We start from the raw sequence: 14,199 nt of genomic DNA on the forward strand, positions 1-14,199 counted from the left end.
CAGCGCCGTCTGCCTAGCTGATCCCGGTAGAAATAGTTGCCCCGTGGTATCACAGCAACGGATGCGCGAACATCGCGTCCACCGTCGGATATCCCGCGCGTCGCATAGCGCGGCGGTCAAATTGTGGCGAACGGCAATTTGGCGAAAAATTCTCTCCGCCCCCCATGCGTGTTTTCAGACGCGCAAGGTCGTCGCAGCGCTTGAATTGTTGCGGTGGCCGGCCGACGGCAAGCCTCATTCGCGGCCGAGGAAGCGGTTGATCGCCGTGATGTCGCGCCGTTCGACAAAACGATCGACAGGGTCGTGAGCGATGATACGCCCTCGGTCGAGAAAAAGCACGCTGTCGGCGAGTAGTCTCACGTCATCGGGATGATGCGTGATCATCAGGATGGTATTGCCCTCCTCGTCGTGGAGGTCGCGCAAAAGTTCGCGCATTTCCGCTCTCATGCCCGGGTCGAGAGCGGCAAAGGGTTCGTCAAGCAAGAGCAGCGGACGGTGACGGACGAGAGCGCGGGCAAGTGCGACTCTCTGACGCTCACCGCCGGAAAGCGTCGGCGGCAATCTTCCGCCGAAGCCGTCGAGGCCGACACGCTTCAACGCATCGGCCACCTTGGCGCGGTCGACGGCGGACAGGCGCAAGGCCGGGCTGATGCCGAAACCGACATTGGTTGCGGCATCGAGATGGGCAAAGAGGTTGTGCTCCTGGAAGATGACCGACACCGGGCGCTCGGCCGGCAGGCGGCCCGCCATGTCTTCGCCGAGTATATGCACCGCGCCTTGCTCCGGCTCTTCAAATCCGGCGATGACGTTGAACAGTGTCGATTTCCCCGACCCAGACGCACCCACGACCGCAACGATCTGACCGGCTGGAATCACGCAGTCGAACAGGAGCGTCGTCGTTTCGAAACGGACTTCGACGCCCTTGAGTGAAACGGCCGCGGAAACGGAGGCTGGCGAATTCATGCGTCTCTTCCTTCGCGCGCGCCGTCCTCTCCCGCCGTGCCGAGCACGGTGAGGACCAGGCAGATGAGGCCGAGCAGCAATGCAAGTCCCGCAGCGTCGGCGGTGCGGTAGCTTCCCATGCGGCTGTAGAGCAGCCACGGCAAGGTCGTCATGTCCTGCGATCCGAACAGGGCTACCGCTCCAAGATCGCCGAGGGACAGGGCCATGGCGAAAGAGAAGGCCATGAGGAAGGGCTTGCGCAGCGGCGGCCAGTCGATCCATCGCAGACGATGAAAGCCCGCGATACCGAGGCTCGCCGCCAGTCGATCCGTGCGTGCCGCATGGGTGACCATTGCCGGAGCGAGCACGCGGTGGACGAAGGGAAGCGCCATCAGCGCATTGATGGCGATGACGACGGCCGGCGCAAAACGCGCCACATCGCCGAAGGGACGCAACAGCAGGAACCAGCCTGCACCGAGAACGACCGGCGGCACCAGCAGGACGAGGGAGGTGCTGGCGCTGATCATGCCGGCAAGCCCGTGGGCGGCGGCTCCCGCCTGCCGTCGCCTCAAGGTAACCTGCTGCGCGCGGATCATCACGGCGGTCGCCCCAACGGATATCGCGGCCGAAAGAAGGGCAATCGCAGCACTGGTGGCGAACGCATGGTGGACGGCAGCATCGCGGGCGAGCCTTGGCAGATCCGCCTGCAGGCCGGAATAGGCGATAGCGGCGAACGGCAGTCCGACGAAGACGAGCGCAAGAATGAGCCAGAGCCCGTCGGTGAGGCGTGACCGTGCGCTCACCCCGTCGAACCGCCTCACTGCCTTGCCGGTTGTCTCGCTTTCCGGCGGTGGCGGCGCCACGATCTTCAGAACGAGAAGCAGAGCGCCCGTGAGCGCGATCTGGAGGGCGGAGAGAGCGATCGCGCGTGGCGGGTCGAAATCGAAGCGCAGCGCCTGATAGATAGCCACTTCGATCGTGCTTGCCGCTGGTCCGCCGCCGAGCGTCAGCACGAGGGTGAAACTGGTGGCGCAGAGCATGAAGATGAGACCGGCGATGCCCGGCAATAGTCCGCGGATCGCCGGCCATTCGATGAAGCGGAAGATTGCGGCCGAGGGCATGCCGAGGTTGGCGACGGTGCGCCAGTATTCCCCCGGAATCCGCTCGATCCCGGCAAGCATCAGCCGCGCCGCCAGTGGCATGTTGAAGAAGACGTGCGCGAGAAGAATGCCGAAGAGCCCATAGATGCTGATCGGGTCGTTGAGCCCGATCGCGACGAGAACGCTATTGAGAAGGCCCTGCCGGCCCCAGACCTCTATGAGGCCGAGCGCTGCGACGAGCGCGGGCAGGCCGAGCGGCAGCGCCATCAGCCGAAGCAACCAGATGCGGCCGGGAAAGCTTGCCTGACGGGCGAGCGCACGCGCCACAGGCACTGCGAACAGAATGGAGAGGATGGTCGAGAGGCTCGCCTGAACGAGCGTGAAGCGGGTGACGCGCCAGACATAGGCGTCGAACGGGGCGCCGGCATAACCGCCGCCAGACTGGGCAAGGAGGGCGACGATGGCGAGGGCGACGAACAGCAGAATGCCGCCGAGGCTGAAAGCCCCGGCGGCAATCGTCATCCGTCTTTCGACCGCACCGGACAAGCCTGCCTCAGTTCTTGCTCATGGCCGCCAGCCATTCGTCGATCCAGGCCTTGCGGTTGGCGGCGACCTCCTCGGAAGACATCAGGAATGTCTTTTCCGGGGTGACGAGCTTGCCGAAAGCGTCCGGCAGGGGTTCCTTGGTTGCCGCGACCGGCATCATCCAGTTGGTCGTCGGAATGATCGACTGGAATTCCGGGCCGGTCATGAAAGCCAGAAACGTCTTGGCAAGCTCCCGGTCCTTGGCGTTCTTTGTTGCGCCGGCCACTTCGATCTGGATGTAGTGGCCCTCGGCGAAGGGAGCGGCCTGATAGCGTTCGGTGTTTTCCGACACCATGTGGTAGGCCGGAGAGGTGGTGTAGGACAGCACCATCGGCGCTTCGCCCTTGGTAAAGAGGCCGTAGGCTTCCGACCAGCCGGGGGTCACTGTCAGCACCCGGTCCTTGAGCTTGGCCCAGGCGGCGGCCGCCTCATCGCCGTAGACCGATTTGACCCAGAGCAGCAGCCCGAGGCCGGGTGTCGAGGTGCGCGGATCCTCGATGACGATCTTTTGCGAAGGATCGCCCTCGACCAGTTCCTTCAGGCTCTTCGGCGGGTTCTGCAGCGTCTCGGTGTCGTAGATCACGGCGAAATGGCCGTAATCATAGGGAACGAATGTGTCGTCGGAGAAGCCGCCCGGGACCTTCAAGGCCGCGGTGTCGAGACCGTGCGGGGCGAAGAAGCCCGTCGCCTTGGCTTCCGCGACGAGGTTGGTGTCGAGGCCGAGCACGATGTCCGCCTTCGACTGCTCGCCTTCGAGCTTCAGTCGCGTCAGGAGTTCGACGCCGTCGGCGACGCCGACGTAATTGACGTCGCAGCTGCAGGTTTTCTCGAAAGCCTCGGCGACTTTCGCGCCCGGCCCCCATTCACTGATGAAACTCTCATAGGTGTAGATCGTCAGCGTCTTTTCGGCGGCACTGGCGCCGAACGGCAAAGCTGCGACAATCGCGGTAATCGCCAGCCGGCGAAACAATTTGGTGTAAATGGGCATGACGGGCACCTCTCTCCCCCTCTTGTTGATGTTGCGGGAAAAGGGCGCATCGGTCCGATCGCTTCTAATCCCTCCGCCGGTATGAGCCGGATCAGGTTCCGCGGGTTGGCGTGAGCCTCTCAGCCTTGGTTCCGCAATCGGACCGAAGGCACCCCGTTAGAGCAGCAAAAGATTTAGCTTTCGGCGGCAGGTCTGGCAAGCCGAGTTTCGGCGGAAACATTTGCCGTCCAAGCCATCTGCGCTATTAGTCCAAACGATTGTCGGCGACGTTTGTTCGCCTACCGCATGCTTCCTCAGTCTTGGCTGATTTGAGGATGGAGACATGCAGCAATTCAAAGTGCGACACCGCGCGTCTGATTGAACGCGGCGCCGTAGCGGGAGGTATTCTCATGCCAGACATGCTCGTTCGTCTCTACGCCCTGCCTGAAAGGCGTGCTTCCCGGCTCGATCCTGGCATCAGCATTCGCCGGGCGATGGCTGCGGAACGCAGGATCGTGCTCGGCTGGATCGAAGAACGGTTCGGCGCCGGTTGGGCGGCGGAAGCGGAGGCCGCCTTCTCGTCGACGCCGACCAGGATCCATGTCGCCGTTCACGAGGACCGGATCGTCGGCTTCGCCTGCCACGACGTGACGGCGCTTGGTTTCTTCGGGCCGACAGGCGTCGACGAGGCTATGCGCGGTCAGGGGATCGGCGAGGCACTGCTTATCGAAAGCCTGCTCGCGATGCGCGCCGCTGGTTACGGCTACGCTGTCATCGGCGGCGTCGGGCCTGCGGATTTTTACGCCCGCACCGTCGGCGCAGTGGAGATAGCGGATTCGACGCCCGGCGTTTATGCCGGTATGCTTTTTCCCGGCGAAGCTCCGTCGGAAAGCTGATCGCGAGCGATCGGGCCGCCGAAGAGCGCAACCCTTGCTGCCGCAATATGGCTTTCGGCCTTTTCCTTAGAGCGGGATGAGTGCGCGCGGTTTTCCGCCCGCATCCCGCTCTAACCCATTAGAATCGATCGCGGTTATGATTTTGGGTCGATTCGACCGAAAATCATCGTGATCTGGTCGTCCCTTTGCGCTATGGGCTTCTGCCATGGCCCAACAGACCTTCACCATACTTCTCGGCGGCACGCTCACCCGCACCGAGCGGCTTGCGAGCCAGCTTTCCGGCAGTCGCTTCATCGCGGCTGACGGCGGTATGCGCCATGCGAAGGCGCTCGGTGTCGTTCCCGAGCTCTGGGTCGGCGACTTCGATTCGACCGACGACGCTTTGTTGGCCGCATTCGCCGAGGTGCCGCGCGAGCGCCATCCGGCGGCCAAGAACGCGACCGACGGCGAGATCGGGGTCGAGGCGGCGCTCGCGCGGGGTGCAACATCGCTGATCTTCGCCGGTGCCCTCGGCGGCACCAGAAGCGACCATGCCTTCCTGCATCTGCTGCGCGCCGTGGCAATCGCCGAAGAGGGGTTGCCGGTGCTGATGACCTCCGGCGAGGAGGAGGCCTATCCCTTGCTGCCGGGCTCTGAGGAGATCGACCTTCCCAAAGGCAGCCTTTTCTCTATCCTCGGACTCAACGCGCTTTCCGGACTTTCCATCGAAAACGCGCGCTATCCGCTCGACGGCTTCGCCTTGCCCTTCGGCTCGTCCCGGACCATTTCCAACGTTGCGGAGGGGCCGGTCCGCTTTTCCTTGAAATCCGGCCGGGGGGTCATTCTCGCCCGTCCCTATGATCTTTCCGGAGCCTGAAATCTTGGCGCCACCCATTCTGAAGCTCGATGACATCTTTCTGACCTTCGGCGGCGCGCCGCTGCTCGCCGGCGCCAACCTGCAGGTCGAGCCCGGCGACCGCATCTGCCTTGTCGGCCGCAACGGCTCGGGCAAGTCAACGCTGATGAAGATGGCCGCCGGCCTCGTCGAGCCGCAATCGGGGGAAATCTTCCGTCATCCCTCGGCGACGGTGCGCTACCTGCACCAGGCGCCGGATTTCGAGGGTTTTGACACGGCCCAGGCCTATGCGGAAGCGGGGCTTGGCCCGAGCGACGATCCCTATCGCGTCGACTATCTGCTGCAGCATCTGGGGCTGACGGGACGAGAGGATCCGCAGCGGCTTTCGGGCGGCGAGGCGCGGCGCGCGGCACTTGCCCGCGTGCTGGCGCCGGAGCCAGACATCCTGCTTCTCGACGAGCCGACCAACCATCTCGACCTTCCGACGATCGAATGGCTGGAAGACGAGCTCGTCCGCAGCCGCTCCGCGCTCGTGCTCATCTCGCACGACCGGCGCTTCCTTGAGAAGGTTTCAACGGCGACAGTATGGCTCGATCGCGGCCAGTCGCGCCGGCTCGATCGCGGCTTTGCCCATTTCGAGGCCTGGCGCGACGAGGTGCTCGAGGCCGAGGAACTGGAGCAGCACAAGCTCGGCAGGGCGATCGAGCGCGAGGAGCACTGGCTGCGCTATGGCGTGACCGCAAGGCGCAAGCGCAACATGCGCCGTCTTGGTGAGTTGCAAGACATGCGGACGCGCTATCGCGGCCACAAGGGGCCGCAAGGTACGGTGCAGGCGACGGCCGCCGACGCCAAGGAATCCGGCAAGCTGGTGATCGAGGCGGAAAAGATCACCAAGGCATACGGCGATCGCACGATCGTCGCGCCCTTCTCGATCCGCGTGCATCGCGGCGACCGGATCGGTCTCGTCGGCCCGAACGGCGCCGGCAAGACGACGCTGCTCAAGCTTCTGACAGGCCAGATCGAGCCGGACTCCGGAGCTGTCAAGCTCGGAACCAATCTCGAGATGGCGACGCTCGACCAGAAGCGCGAGGGTCTGAATCTTGACGAGACGCTGGCGCACTACCTGACCGATGGCCGCGGCGACAACCTCCTCGTCAATGGCGAGCAGCGCCACGTTACCGGCTATATGAAGGATTTTCTCTTTCAACCGGAGCAGGCCCGCACACCGATCCGCGAGCTTTCGGGCGGCGAGCGCGCGCGGCTGATGCTGGCGCGCATCCTGGCGCGCGCCACCAATCTCCTGATCCTCGACGAGCCGACCAATGATCTCGACATCGAAACGCTCGACCTGCTACAGGAGATCGTCGCCGGGTTCGCCGGCACAGTCATTCTCGTCAGCCACGACCGCGATTTTCTCGACCGCACGGTAACCTCGACCATCGCGCCGGCCAATCCAGAGGCGCCGGACGGCCGCTGGATCGAATATGCCGGCGGTTATTCCGACATGATGGCGCAGCGCAAGGGCGCGATCGAAGACAGGCGGAAGGCCGAAAAGTCGGAGAAGGCCAAAGCGGGCGAAACTCCGGCGGCTGCATCCGAAGCGCCGAGGGCCAAGGGCAAGCTCTCCTACAAGCAGAAGTTCGCGCTGGAAAACCTGCCGAAGGAGATCGCCAAGGCCGAAGCCGAGATCGCCAGGCGCGAAGAGAAGATGCACGATCCCAATCTGTTTTCGAAGGATCCGAACGGCTTCGCTAAAATCGCCGCCGAACTGGAAAAGCTCAAGGAAGGGCTCGCGCGGATGGAAGAGGAATGGCTGGAACTGGAGATGCTGCGCGAAGAGCTCGAAGGCTGAGGCGCCTGTGTCACGAGAGGGGCCTTGATCGCGGCTTCAGCCTTCCGTTTGCTCATCCTCCACGTTGAACGTGCCCAAGGTATATGATAAGTAAAACTTACTATATCCTGTGAACGATTGAAATGCCGAGAAAACTTGAATCCGAAACGATCGGGTTGCTTCTCAACGACGTCTCCCGGCTGCTCCGCGCCGCCTTCGATCGCAAGATCAACGCGATGCAGCTCGGGATCACGCCCGGCGAGGCGCGCACGCTGATCCAGGTCGCCACGACGGAAGGCATCAAGCAGGCAGAAATCGCCACCCGCATGGGTATCGAGCCGATGACGCTCTCGGCCTATCTCGATCGCCTGGAAGCGCTGGGGCTCGTCGCGCGGGTGCCGGACCCGGCCGACCGGCGCGCCAAGAACGTCGTCGTCAGCGACCGGGCCGATCCGCTCATTGACGAGATGATGGCGGGCCTGTGCGAGATGATGGGCGCCTATACCGAGGGACTGGGCGAGGGGGGGCTGGAACTGTTGCGTGGCAACCTCCGGATCCTGCGCGACAACCTTCGCCGGCTCGATCCCTGCCTTGCCGGCAAAGAAACCGGTGGGGAAAAAGGGGCATCCGAATGACGCTCAGGATGAGCGAGCGGCGCACGAGCATCATCGGCGCGTTCCTGGTGGCACTCGGCCCGGTTTCGATGGCGCTCTATACGCCGGCGATGCCGGAGCTCGTCCGCGCCTTCGCCACCAGCGAAGCGGCGATCAAGATGACGCTGTCGCTCTATTTCGGCGGCTTTGCCTTCGCCCAGCTCGTCTCGGGCACGCTCTCCGACGTTATCGGCCGCCGCTCGTCGACACTGATCTTCATGGCGATCTATCTCGTTGGCAGCCTGATGGCGGCCTTCGCTCCGTCGGTCGGCGTCTTGCTGGCCGGACGTCTGGTGCAGGGGATCGGCGCCTCCGTGGGCATGACGGTGGCGCGCGCCATCGTGCGCGACCAGTTCACCGGCACGCCTGCCGCCCGGATCATGAACATGATCGGCATGATGCTGGCGCTCGGTCCGGCGGTCTCGCCGACGCTAGGCGGCATCGCGCTCGGCCTCTTCGGTTGGCAGTCAATTTTCTTCCTGATGGTCGGCTTCGCCTTGATGGCTTGCTTCACCGTGCAGTTCTTCATGGTGGAAACGGTGACGCCGGACCGCAGCAAGGGGCGCTTGCGGCCGATCCTCAGGGCTTATGGCGAATTGCTGACGGACAGTCGCTTCCTGTCCTCGACGTTCGTGATCGCCGGTGCTGTCGGCGCGCTTTACGCATGGGCGACGATGCTGCCCTTCGTGCTGATTGGGCAGGTGGGCCTGACGCCGACCGAATTCGGGGTCGGCATGCTCATGCAATCCGGCCTCTTCTTCTCCGGCACGGTCACGGTGCGGCTCCTGATGCGGCGTTTTACGCCGCAGGCGCTCGTGCCTGCTGGCCTCGCCTTCATCGGTATGGCCAGCCTTGTCCTCTCCTTCGCCATGCATGCGCTCGAGCCGACCTTCCTCTCGGTGATGGCGCCGGTCGGCATCTACGCTTTCGGCATTGCTTTTGTGATGCCCTACATGATGACAGCCTGCATGGTGCCCTTCCCGCATATCGTCGGCACGGCATCGGCCATGATGGGCTTCATCCAGATGAGTTCGGGGCTCATCGGTGGGGCGCTCGCCGCTCTCGTCGGCGCCCCGGCGCTGGCGCTCGGCACGATCATTCCGGGTTTCGGTCTCATCTCGATAGCGAGCTATTTCTGGTATCGAAGGACCGTGCGCTTGAGGCCGCTCATCGCGCCGACGGCCGCGGAAGCGCCATTTCGCAAAGCGGCGGAATAGCGCGCGGCGCAGTAGCCACGAAAAACCCGCGGCAGATGGCTCCGCCGCGGGTTTCGTCCGAAATGCCGGTTCTTAACGGTTACGCGCCGCAAGCGTGCGCAGGCGCAGCGCATTGAGCTTGATGAAACCGGCCGCGTCCTTCTGGTCGTAGGCGCCCTGGTCGTCCTCGAAGGTGACGAGCTTGTCGGAATAGAGCGACTTCGCGCTCTCGCGGCCGGTGACCATGACGTTGCCCTTGTAGAGCTTCAGCGTCACTTCGCCTTCAACGTGCTCCTGGCTCTTGTCGATCGCCGCCTGCAGCATCTCGCGTTCCGGCGAGAACCAGAAGCCGTAGTAGATGAGCTCGGCATAGCGCGGCATCAGCTCGTCCTTCAAGTGCGCGGCGCCGCGGTCGAGCGTGATGCTTTCGATCGCGCGATGCGCCGCAAGCAGGATGGTGCCGCCGGGCGTTTCGTAGACGCCGCGCGATTTCATGCCGACGAAGCGGTTTTCGACGAGGTCGATGCGGCCGATGCCGTTGTCGCGGCCATATTCATTGAGCTTGGCGAGCAGCGTCGCAGGCGACATGCGCACGCCGTTGATCGAAACCGCGTCGCCGCGCTCGAAGCCGATCTTGATGACGGTGGCCTTGTCCGGTGCGGCTTCCGGCGAGATCGTGCGCATATGCACGTATTCCGGCGCTTCCTGGGCCGGGTCTTCCAGCACCTTGCCCTCGGAGGAGGAGTGCAAGAGGTTGGCGTCGACGGAGAAGGGCGCTTCACCCTTCTTGTCCTTGGCGACCGGGATCTGGTGCTTTTCGGCGAATTCGAGGAGTTCCGTGCGGCTCTTGAACGACCAGTCGCGCCAGGGCGCGATGATCTTGATGTCCGGGTTCAAGGCATAGGCGGATAGCTCGAAGCGGACCTGGTCGTTGCCCTTGCCGGTCGCGCCATGAGCGATCGCATCGGCGCCGGTCTTCTTGGCGATATCGATCAGGTGCTTGGAGATCAGCGGGCGGGCGATCGAGGTGCCGAGTAGGTAGACGCCTTCATAGACGGCATTGGCGCGGAACATCGGGAACACGAAGTCCCTGACGAACTCTTCGCGCACGTCCTCGATATAGATTTCCTTGATGCCGAGCATTTCGGCCTTCTTGCGCGCCGGTTCCAGCTCTTCGCCCTGACCGAGGTCGGCGGTGAAGGTCACCACTTCGGCGCCCAGTTCCGTCTGCAGCCACTTGAGGATGATCGAGGTGTCGAGACCGCCGGAATAGGCGAGAACGACCTTCTTCACGTCTTTGTGCGATGCCATGATGTCTGTCCGTCTGCTCTGGGAAGCGGCAATGCCGCGTGCAAAATCTGCGGCACTTTAGCCAGAACTTGAAGGGATACAAGCATTACAGCGGCGCCCGGCGAAAATTGACACGCCACGGTACGCAGCAACAGCCTGTGTCGCTAGCCGACACGCGAATCCGCTGGTAAAAAAGCGTGTCCGGCGGTATCACCGGCAGTCATCTCATTGAGGAATTCGCCATGGATTTCGTGCCCAGCCTGCCGACGCTGCTCGCCTTTGCCGCCGCCAGCCTGCTTCTGGCGGCAACGCCCGGACCGGACATGACGCTTTCGATCAGCCGGTCCCTGGCGCAGGGAAGGAAAGCCGCGCTCTTCGTCGTGCTCGGCACCGGCCTCGGCATCGTCGTGCACACGATGCTCGTCGCCTTTGGCATTTCAGCGCTCATCACCGCGTCGCCGACCGCCTTCATGGTGCTGAAGACAGGTGGTGCTGCCTATCTATTCTGGCTCGCCGTCCAGGCAATACGCCACGGCTCGACGCTCTCGGTGAAGAAGATCGAGGGAGCGAAGGGAACGGCCGTCTCGAACGTCGCGACCGGCTTCTGGGTGAACATTCTCAACCCGAAGGTCGTGATCTTCTTCATGACCTTCCTGCCGCAGTTCGTCAGCGCAAACGATCCGTCGGTGACAGGCAAGCTCCTGTTCCTCGGCTTCTTCTTCATCGTCATCGGCATGCCGGTGAACGCGATGGTGGTGCTTGCCGCCGATTGGCTTGCCGCCTGGCTGCAGAAGAACAAGCGCTTCATGCGCGCCCTCGACTTCAGCTTTGCCGGCGTCTTCTCGGTCTTTGCAGTCAAGATCTTCCTGACGCAGGCGCGGTGAGCCGATCGGCTCTTCAACCAATCAGCAGTGCATCGTCATCCAGCGTCTGGCCGCGGATGCGGCGGAACATGGCGATAAGGTCCTCGACCTGCAGCGTCTTGCGGCTGTCGCCGGCGACATCGAGCACGATCTCGCCGCCGTGAAGCATGATCGTGCGGTGGCCGTAGTCGAGCGCTTGGCGCATCGAATGGGTGACCATCATCGTCGTCAGCTTGCGCTCCGTGACGATCTTTTGGGTGAGGCTCATGACGAATTCCGCCATGCCCGGATCGAGTGCCGCGGTGTGCTCATCGAGAAGCAGAACTTCCGATCCGGCAAGTGTGGCCATCACCAGCGAGACGGCCTGCCTCTGGCCGCCTGACAGGAGATCCATGCGGTCGCCCAGGCGGTTCTCGAGGCCGAGATTGAGCTCGGCGATCCGCTCGCGGAAATGCTCGCGGCGTTTCGCGCCAAGTGCCGGCGTCAGACCGCGGCTTTCACCACGCCTGGCGGCAAGCGCCAGGTTCTCCTCGATCGAAAGCGCGCCGCAACTGCCGGCGAGCGGATCCTGGAACACGCGCGCAACGAGGCCGGCGCGCGCCGCTGTTCCCTTGCGGGTGACGTCCGCGTGCCCGATCGTCACCTCGCCTTCGCTCGGCAGGACGTCTCCGGCGAGCACGCCGAGCAGGGTCGATTTGCCGGCTCCGTTCGAGCCGATCACGGTGACGAAGGAACCCTGCTCGATCGTCAGGTTTACGCCGTTCAGCGCCTGCTTCTGCAAGGGTGTGCCCTTGCCGAAAACGACCTTGATGTTCTTGACGCTGATCATGCGGCACCTCCGCGACGCAGACGAGGAAGGACGAGCGCTACGGTGACGAGAGCCGCGGTCACGAAGTTGAGGTCCGAGGCCTGCAGACCGAGCATGTCCGTCGAGAGCGCGAGTTGGATGGCGATGCGGTAGAGGATCGAGCCGAGCACGCAGCCGGCGAGTGCGATCAGGATGCCGCGGGCGCCGAACAGCGTTTCGCCGATGATGACGGCCGCGAGCCCGACGACGATCGTGCCGACGCCCGAGGTCACGTCGGCAAAGCCGTTGGTCTGGGCGAAAAGCGCGCCGCCGAAGGCAACGAGCGCGTTGGAGATCGCCATGCCGAGATAGATCTGGCGGCTGGTATCGACCCCCTGGGCGCGGGCCATGCGGGCATTGGCGCCGGTCGCTCGCATGGCGAGGCCGGCGTCGCTCTCAAGAAAGCGCCAGACGATGAGGACGGCCACAAGCACAAGAATGCCGACGAAGAGCGGGCGAACGTAGAAGTCCCTGACGCCCAGCCCGTAGAATGGCGAAAGCATGGTGTCGGCATTGATCAGCGCGACGTTCGGTTTGCCCATGACGCGCAGGTTCACCGAGAAGAGCGCGATCATCGTCAGGATCGAGGCGAGTAGATTGAGAATGCGGAAGCGCACGTTGAGGAGCGCCGTGACGATGCCGGCGGCGGCACCGGCGACCATCGCGACGGCTGCGGCGAGCCACGGATTGACGCCCGCAATGATCAGGACCGCGGTGACCGCCGCGCCGAGCGGAAACGACCCGTCGACCGTCAGGTCAGGAAAGTCGAGCACGCGGAAGGCAAGGAAGACGCCGACGGCGACAAAGGCATAGACGAGCCCTAGTTCCACGGCTCCCCAAAAAGCGATTTGACTCAACGTCGCTAGTCCTTTTCTTCGATGTTCCGCGGGCTCACCGCAACGCACGCGAAAACTGCTGTTCCAATTTCAGGGCGATGGGCGGAATGCCGCGCGGGCTTTCTCATCTGCTCTATAAGCGAACCGCCCCCGTATGGAACGAGGGCGGCAAAAAGGCAACAATTCCGGTCCGGACGTATCGGGATTGTTACTCGATCGTGCGGGTTGCGCGCTTGACCACGCTTTCCGGCAGGGTCACACCCATCTTGGTGGCGGCAGCCTTGTTGATGACGAGGTCGGTGCCGGCGGCGACCTTGACCGCGATGTCGCCCGGGTTTTCACCCTTCAGAATACGAACGACGACGTCGCCGGTCTGCTTGCCGACGTCGTAGTAGTTGAAGCCGAGGGCCGCGACGGAGCCGCGGGAAACGGAATCGGTATCGGCGGTAAAGAGCGGCAGCTTGCTTTCCTCGGCCACGGCGACAGCACCTTCGAGCGCGGAGATGATCGTGTTGTCGGTCGGAACGTAGATCGCGTCGGCGCGGCCGACGAGGGCGCGGGCTGCACCCTGGACTTCGGCCGATTTCGTTGCGGCGGACTCGACCACGGTCAGGCCTGCCTTTTCGGCTTCGGCCTTGAGGGCAGCAAGCAGCGAGACGGAGTTCGCTTCACCGGAGTTGTAGAGATAGCCGATCGACTTGACGTTCGGCAGGATCTCCTTGATCAGCGCCACGTGCTCGGCAACCGGCGACATGTCGGAAAGACCGGTTACGTTGCCGCCGGGCTTTTCCATGTCCCTGACGAGCTGCGCGCCGAGCGGATCGGACACGGCGGTGAAGACCACGGGGATGTCGCGGGTCGAGGAAACCACCGCCTGCGCCGAGGGCGTGGAGATCGGCACGATGACGCTCGGCGCTTCGCCGGCGAACTGGCGCGCGATCTGCGCCGCGGTCGCCGGGTTGCCCTGCGCCGACTCGTAGATGAACTTGAGGTTCTCGCCTTCCTTGTAGCCGGCGGCAGCGAGCGCGTCCTTGACGCCGTCGCGGGCGGCATCGAGTGCGGGATGCTCGACGATCGCAGTCACGGCAACGGTAACCTCGTCGGCGCGCGCCGGCAGCGAAAGCGCCACGGTCGCGGCAAGAGCTATGAGAAGTGGGCGCATGGATGTCCTCCGTTTGGCGAACGGGATGCCGGCGGATGAACCGCTTCGCATGTTTCTCATCCCGCTCCAGATGAATTCGCCGCCTTCTTAGGAAAGCGAAGCGATGAAATCAATCGATGGAAAGAGCTTCATCCATCAAACTTCTTCATCGATCGAGCGTTGCCCTTCACCTTGGGATCAGGATTGCCCCCACCCC

Annotated in this window: 13 protein-coding genes and 1 riboswitch; of the genes, 6 read left to right on the top strand and 7 right to left on the bottom strand. The window is 63.6% G+C overall.

The window, feature by feature from the left end; genetic code table 11:
- Positions 1 to 234: 234 nt before the first annotated feature.
- Genes PZN02_RS06675 through thiB form a run of 3 tightly spaced genes read right to left on the bottom strand, consistent with a single transcriptional unit; the run spans position 235 to position 3,615 of the window.
- A complete protein-coding gene (locus PZN02_RS06675) occupies positions 235 to 963 on the bottom strand; it encodes a thiamine ABC transporter ATP-binding protein (protein WP_280660813.1) in 729 nt (242 codons plus the stop codon).
- Positions 960 to 2,564 carry a thiamine/thiamine pyrophosphate ABC transporter permease ThiP gene (gene thiP, locus PZN02_RS06680; protein ID WP_280660814.1) on the bottom strand — a complete coding sequence of 535 codons (1,605 nt, stop codon included), beginning with the start codon at positions 2,562 to 2,564 and terminating at the stop codon, positions 960 to 962. Before thiP ends, PZN02_RS06675 begins: the two co-directional genes overlap by 4 nt.
- A 31-nt stretch (positions 2,565 to 2,595) precedes the next feature.
- On the bottom strand, positions 2,596 to 3,615 hold the full coding sequence (gene thiB / locus PZN02_RS06685; RefSeq protein WP_280660815.1) for a thiamine ABC transporter substrate binding subunit: 1,020 nt from the start codon (positions 3,613 to 3,615) through the stop codon (positions 2,596 to 2,598).
- Between the two features lie 51 nt (positions 3,616 to 3,666).
- Positions 3,667 to 3,781, bottom strand: a riboswitch (TPP riboswitch).
- Positions 3,782 to 4,004: 223 nt separating this feature from the next.
- Here thiB and PZN02_RS06690 point away from each other — a divergent pair.
- The 5 genes from PZN02_RS06690 (at position 4,005) to PZN02_RS06710 (ending at position 9,026) form a co-directional block, all read left to right on the top strand.
- Complete coding sequence (locus tag PZN02_RS06690; RefSeq protein ID WP_280660816.1) at positions 4,005 to 4,490, top strand: GNAT family N-acetyltransferase; 486 nt, start codon at positions 4,005 to 4,007, stop codon at positions 4,488 to 4,490.
- A gap of 205 nt (positions 4,491 to 4,695) precedes the next feature.
- Positions 4,696 to 5,346 carry a thiamine diphosphokinase gene (locus PZN02_RS06695; RefSeq protein ID WP_280660817.1) on the top strand — a complete coding sequence of 217 codons (651 nt, stop codon included), beginning with the start codon at positions 4,696 to 4,698 and terminating at the stop codon, positions 5,344 to 5,346.
- A 4-nt stretch (positions 5,347 to 5,350) separates the two neighbouring features.
- Positions 5,351 to 7,177 (top strand): ABC-F family ATP-binding cassette domain-containing protein, encoded by a 1,827-nt coding sequence (locus PZN02_RS06700; protein WP_280660818.1) that lies wholly within the window; start codon positions 5,351 to 5,353, stop codon positions 7,175 to 7,177.
- 122 nt (positions 7,178 to 7,299) lie between these two features.
- Complete coding sequence (locus PZN02_RS06705; protein WP_280660819.1) at positions 7,300 to 7,791, top strand: MarR family winged helix-turn-helix transcriptional regulator; 492 nt, start codon at positions 7,300 to 7,302, stop codon at positions 7,789 to 7,791.
- Positions 7,788 to 9,026, top strand: coding sequence for a multidrug effflux MFS transporter (locus PZN02_RS06710; RefSeq protein ID WP_280660820.1), 1,239 nt, complete (start codon positions 7,788 to 7,790; stop codon positions 9,024 to 9,026). The genes PZN02_RS06705 and PZN02_RS06710 overlap by 4 nt, the downstream gene beginning before the upstream one ends.
- A gap of 72 nt (positions 9,027 to 9,098) precedes the next feature.
- Here PZN02_RS06710 and PZN02_RS06715 read toward each other — a convergent pair whose 3' ends face one another.
- On the bottom strand, positions 9,099 to 10,316 hold the full coding sequence (locus PZN02_RS06715) for an argininosuccinate synthase (RefSeq protein WP_225168101.1): 1,218 nt from the start codon (positions 10,314 to 10,316) through the stop codon (positions 9,099 to 9,101).
- Positions 10,317 to 10,537: 221 nt separating this feature from the next.
- On the opposite strand from PZN02_RS06715, the gene PZN02_RS06720 reads away from it, so the two are divergent.
- Positions 10,538 to 11,179: a LysE family translocator gene (locus PZN02_RS06720; protein WP_280661408.1), complete on the top strand. Its 642-nt coding sequence runs from the start codon at positions 10,538 to 10,540 to the stop codon at positions 11,177 to 11,179.
- Between the two features lie 13 nt (positions 11,180 to 11,192).
- On the opposite strand, the gene PZN02_RS06725 is transcribed toward PZN02_RS06720, so the two are convergent.
- The 3 genes from PZN02_RS06725 to PZN02_RS06735 all read right to left on the bottom strand — a co-directional run bounded on the left by PZN02_RS06725 (position 11,193) and on the right by PZN02_RS06735 (position 14,003).
- Positions 11,193 to 11,987, bottom strand: a complete 795-nt coding sequence (locus tag PZN02_RS06725; RefSeq protein ID WP_280660821.1) for an ABC transporter ATP-binding protein — start codon at positions 11,985 to 11,987, stop codon at positions 11,193 to 11,195.
- On the bottom strand, positions 11,984 to 12,862 hold the full coding sequence (locus PZN02_RS06730) for an ABC transporter permease (protein WP_280660822.1): 879 nt from the start codon (positions 12,860 to 12,862) through the stop codon (positions 11,984 to 11,986). Before PZN02_RS06730 ends, PZN02_RS06725 begins: the two co-directional genes overlap by 4 nt.
- A 187-nt stretch (positions 12,863 to 13,049) precedes the next feature.
- Complete coding sequence (locus tag PZN02_RS06735; RefSeq protein ID WP_280660823.1) at positions 13,050 to 14,003, bottom strand: ABC transporter substrate-binding protein; 954 nt, start codon at positions 14,001 to 14,003, stop codon at positions 13,050 to 13,052.
- Positions 14,004 to 14,199 lie beyond the last annotated feature (196 nt).

This window comes from Sinorhizobium garamanticum (genome assembly GCF_029892065.1).
In the GTDB taxonomy this organism is placed as follows: Bacteria; Pseudomonadota; Alphaproteobacteria; order Rhizobiales; family Rhizobiaceae; genus Sinorhizobium; species Sinorhizobium garamanticum.

Bases quoted from the DNA above. Each gene is read 5' to 3' on its own strand.
- PZN02_RS06705 (WP_280660819.1), top strand. From the start codon at position 7,300: ATGCCGAGAAAACTTGAATCCGAAACGATCGGGTTGCTTCTCAACGAC.
- thiP (WP_280660814.1), bottom strand. From the start codon at position 2,564: ATGACGATTGCCGCCGGGGCTTTCAGCCTCGGCGGCATTCTGCTGTTC.
- PZN02_RS06710 (WP_280660820.1), top strand. From the start codon at position 7,788: ATGACGCTCAGGATGAGCGAGCGGCGCACGAGCATCATCGGCGCGTTC.
- PZN02_RS06725 (WP_280660821.1), bottom strand. From the start codon at position 11,987: ATGATCAGCGTCAAGAACATCAAGGTCGTTTTCGGCAAGGGCACACCC.
- PZN02_RS06720 (WP_280661408.1), top strand. From the start codon at position 10,538: ATGGATTTCGTGCCCAGCCTGCCGACGCTGCTCGCCTTTGCCGCCGCC.
- PZN02_RS06715 (WP_225168101.1), bottom strand. From the start codon at position 10,316: ATGGCATCGCACAAAGACGTGAAGAAGGTCGTTCTCGCCTATTCCGGC.
- thiB (WP_280660815.1), bottom strand. From the start codon at position 3,615: ATGCCCATTTACACCAAATTGTTTCGCCGGCTGGCGATTACCGCGATT.
- PZN02_RS06675 (WP_280660813.1), bottom strand. From the start codon at position 963: ATGAATTCGCCAGCCTCCGTTTCCGCGGCCGTTTCACTCAAGGGCGTC.
- PZN02_RS06735 (WP_280660823.1), bottom strand. From the start codon at position 14,003: ATGCGCCCACTTCTCATAGCTCTTGCCGCGACCGTGGCGCTTTCGCTG.
- PZN02_RS06695 (WP_280660817.1), top strand. From the start codon at position 4,696: ATGGCCCAACAGACCTTCACCATACTTCTCGGCGGCACGCTCACCCGC.
- PZN02_RS06690 (WP_280660816.1), top strand. From the start codon at position 4,005: ATGCCAGACATGCTCGTTCGTCTCTACGCCCTGCCTGAAAGGCGTGCT.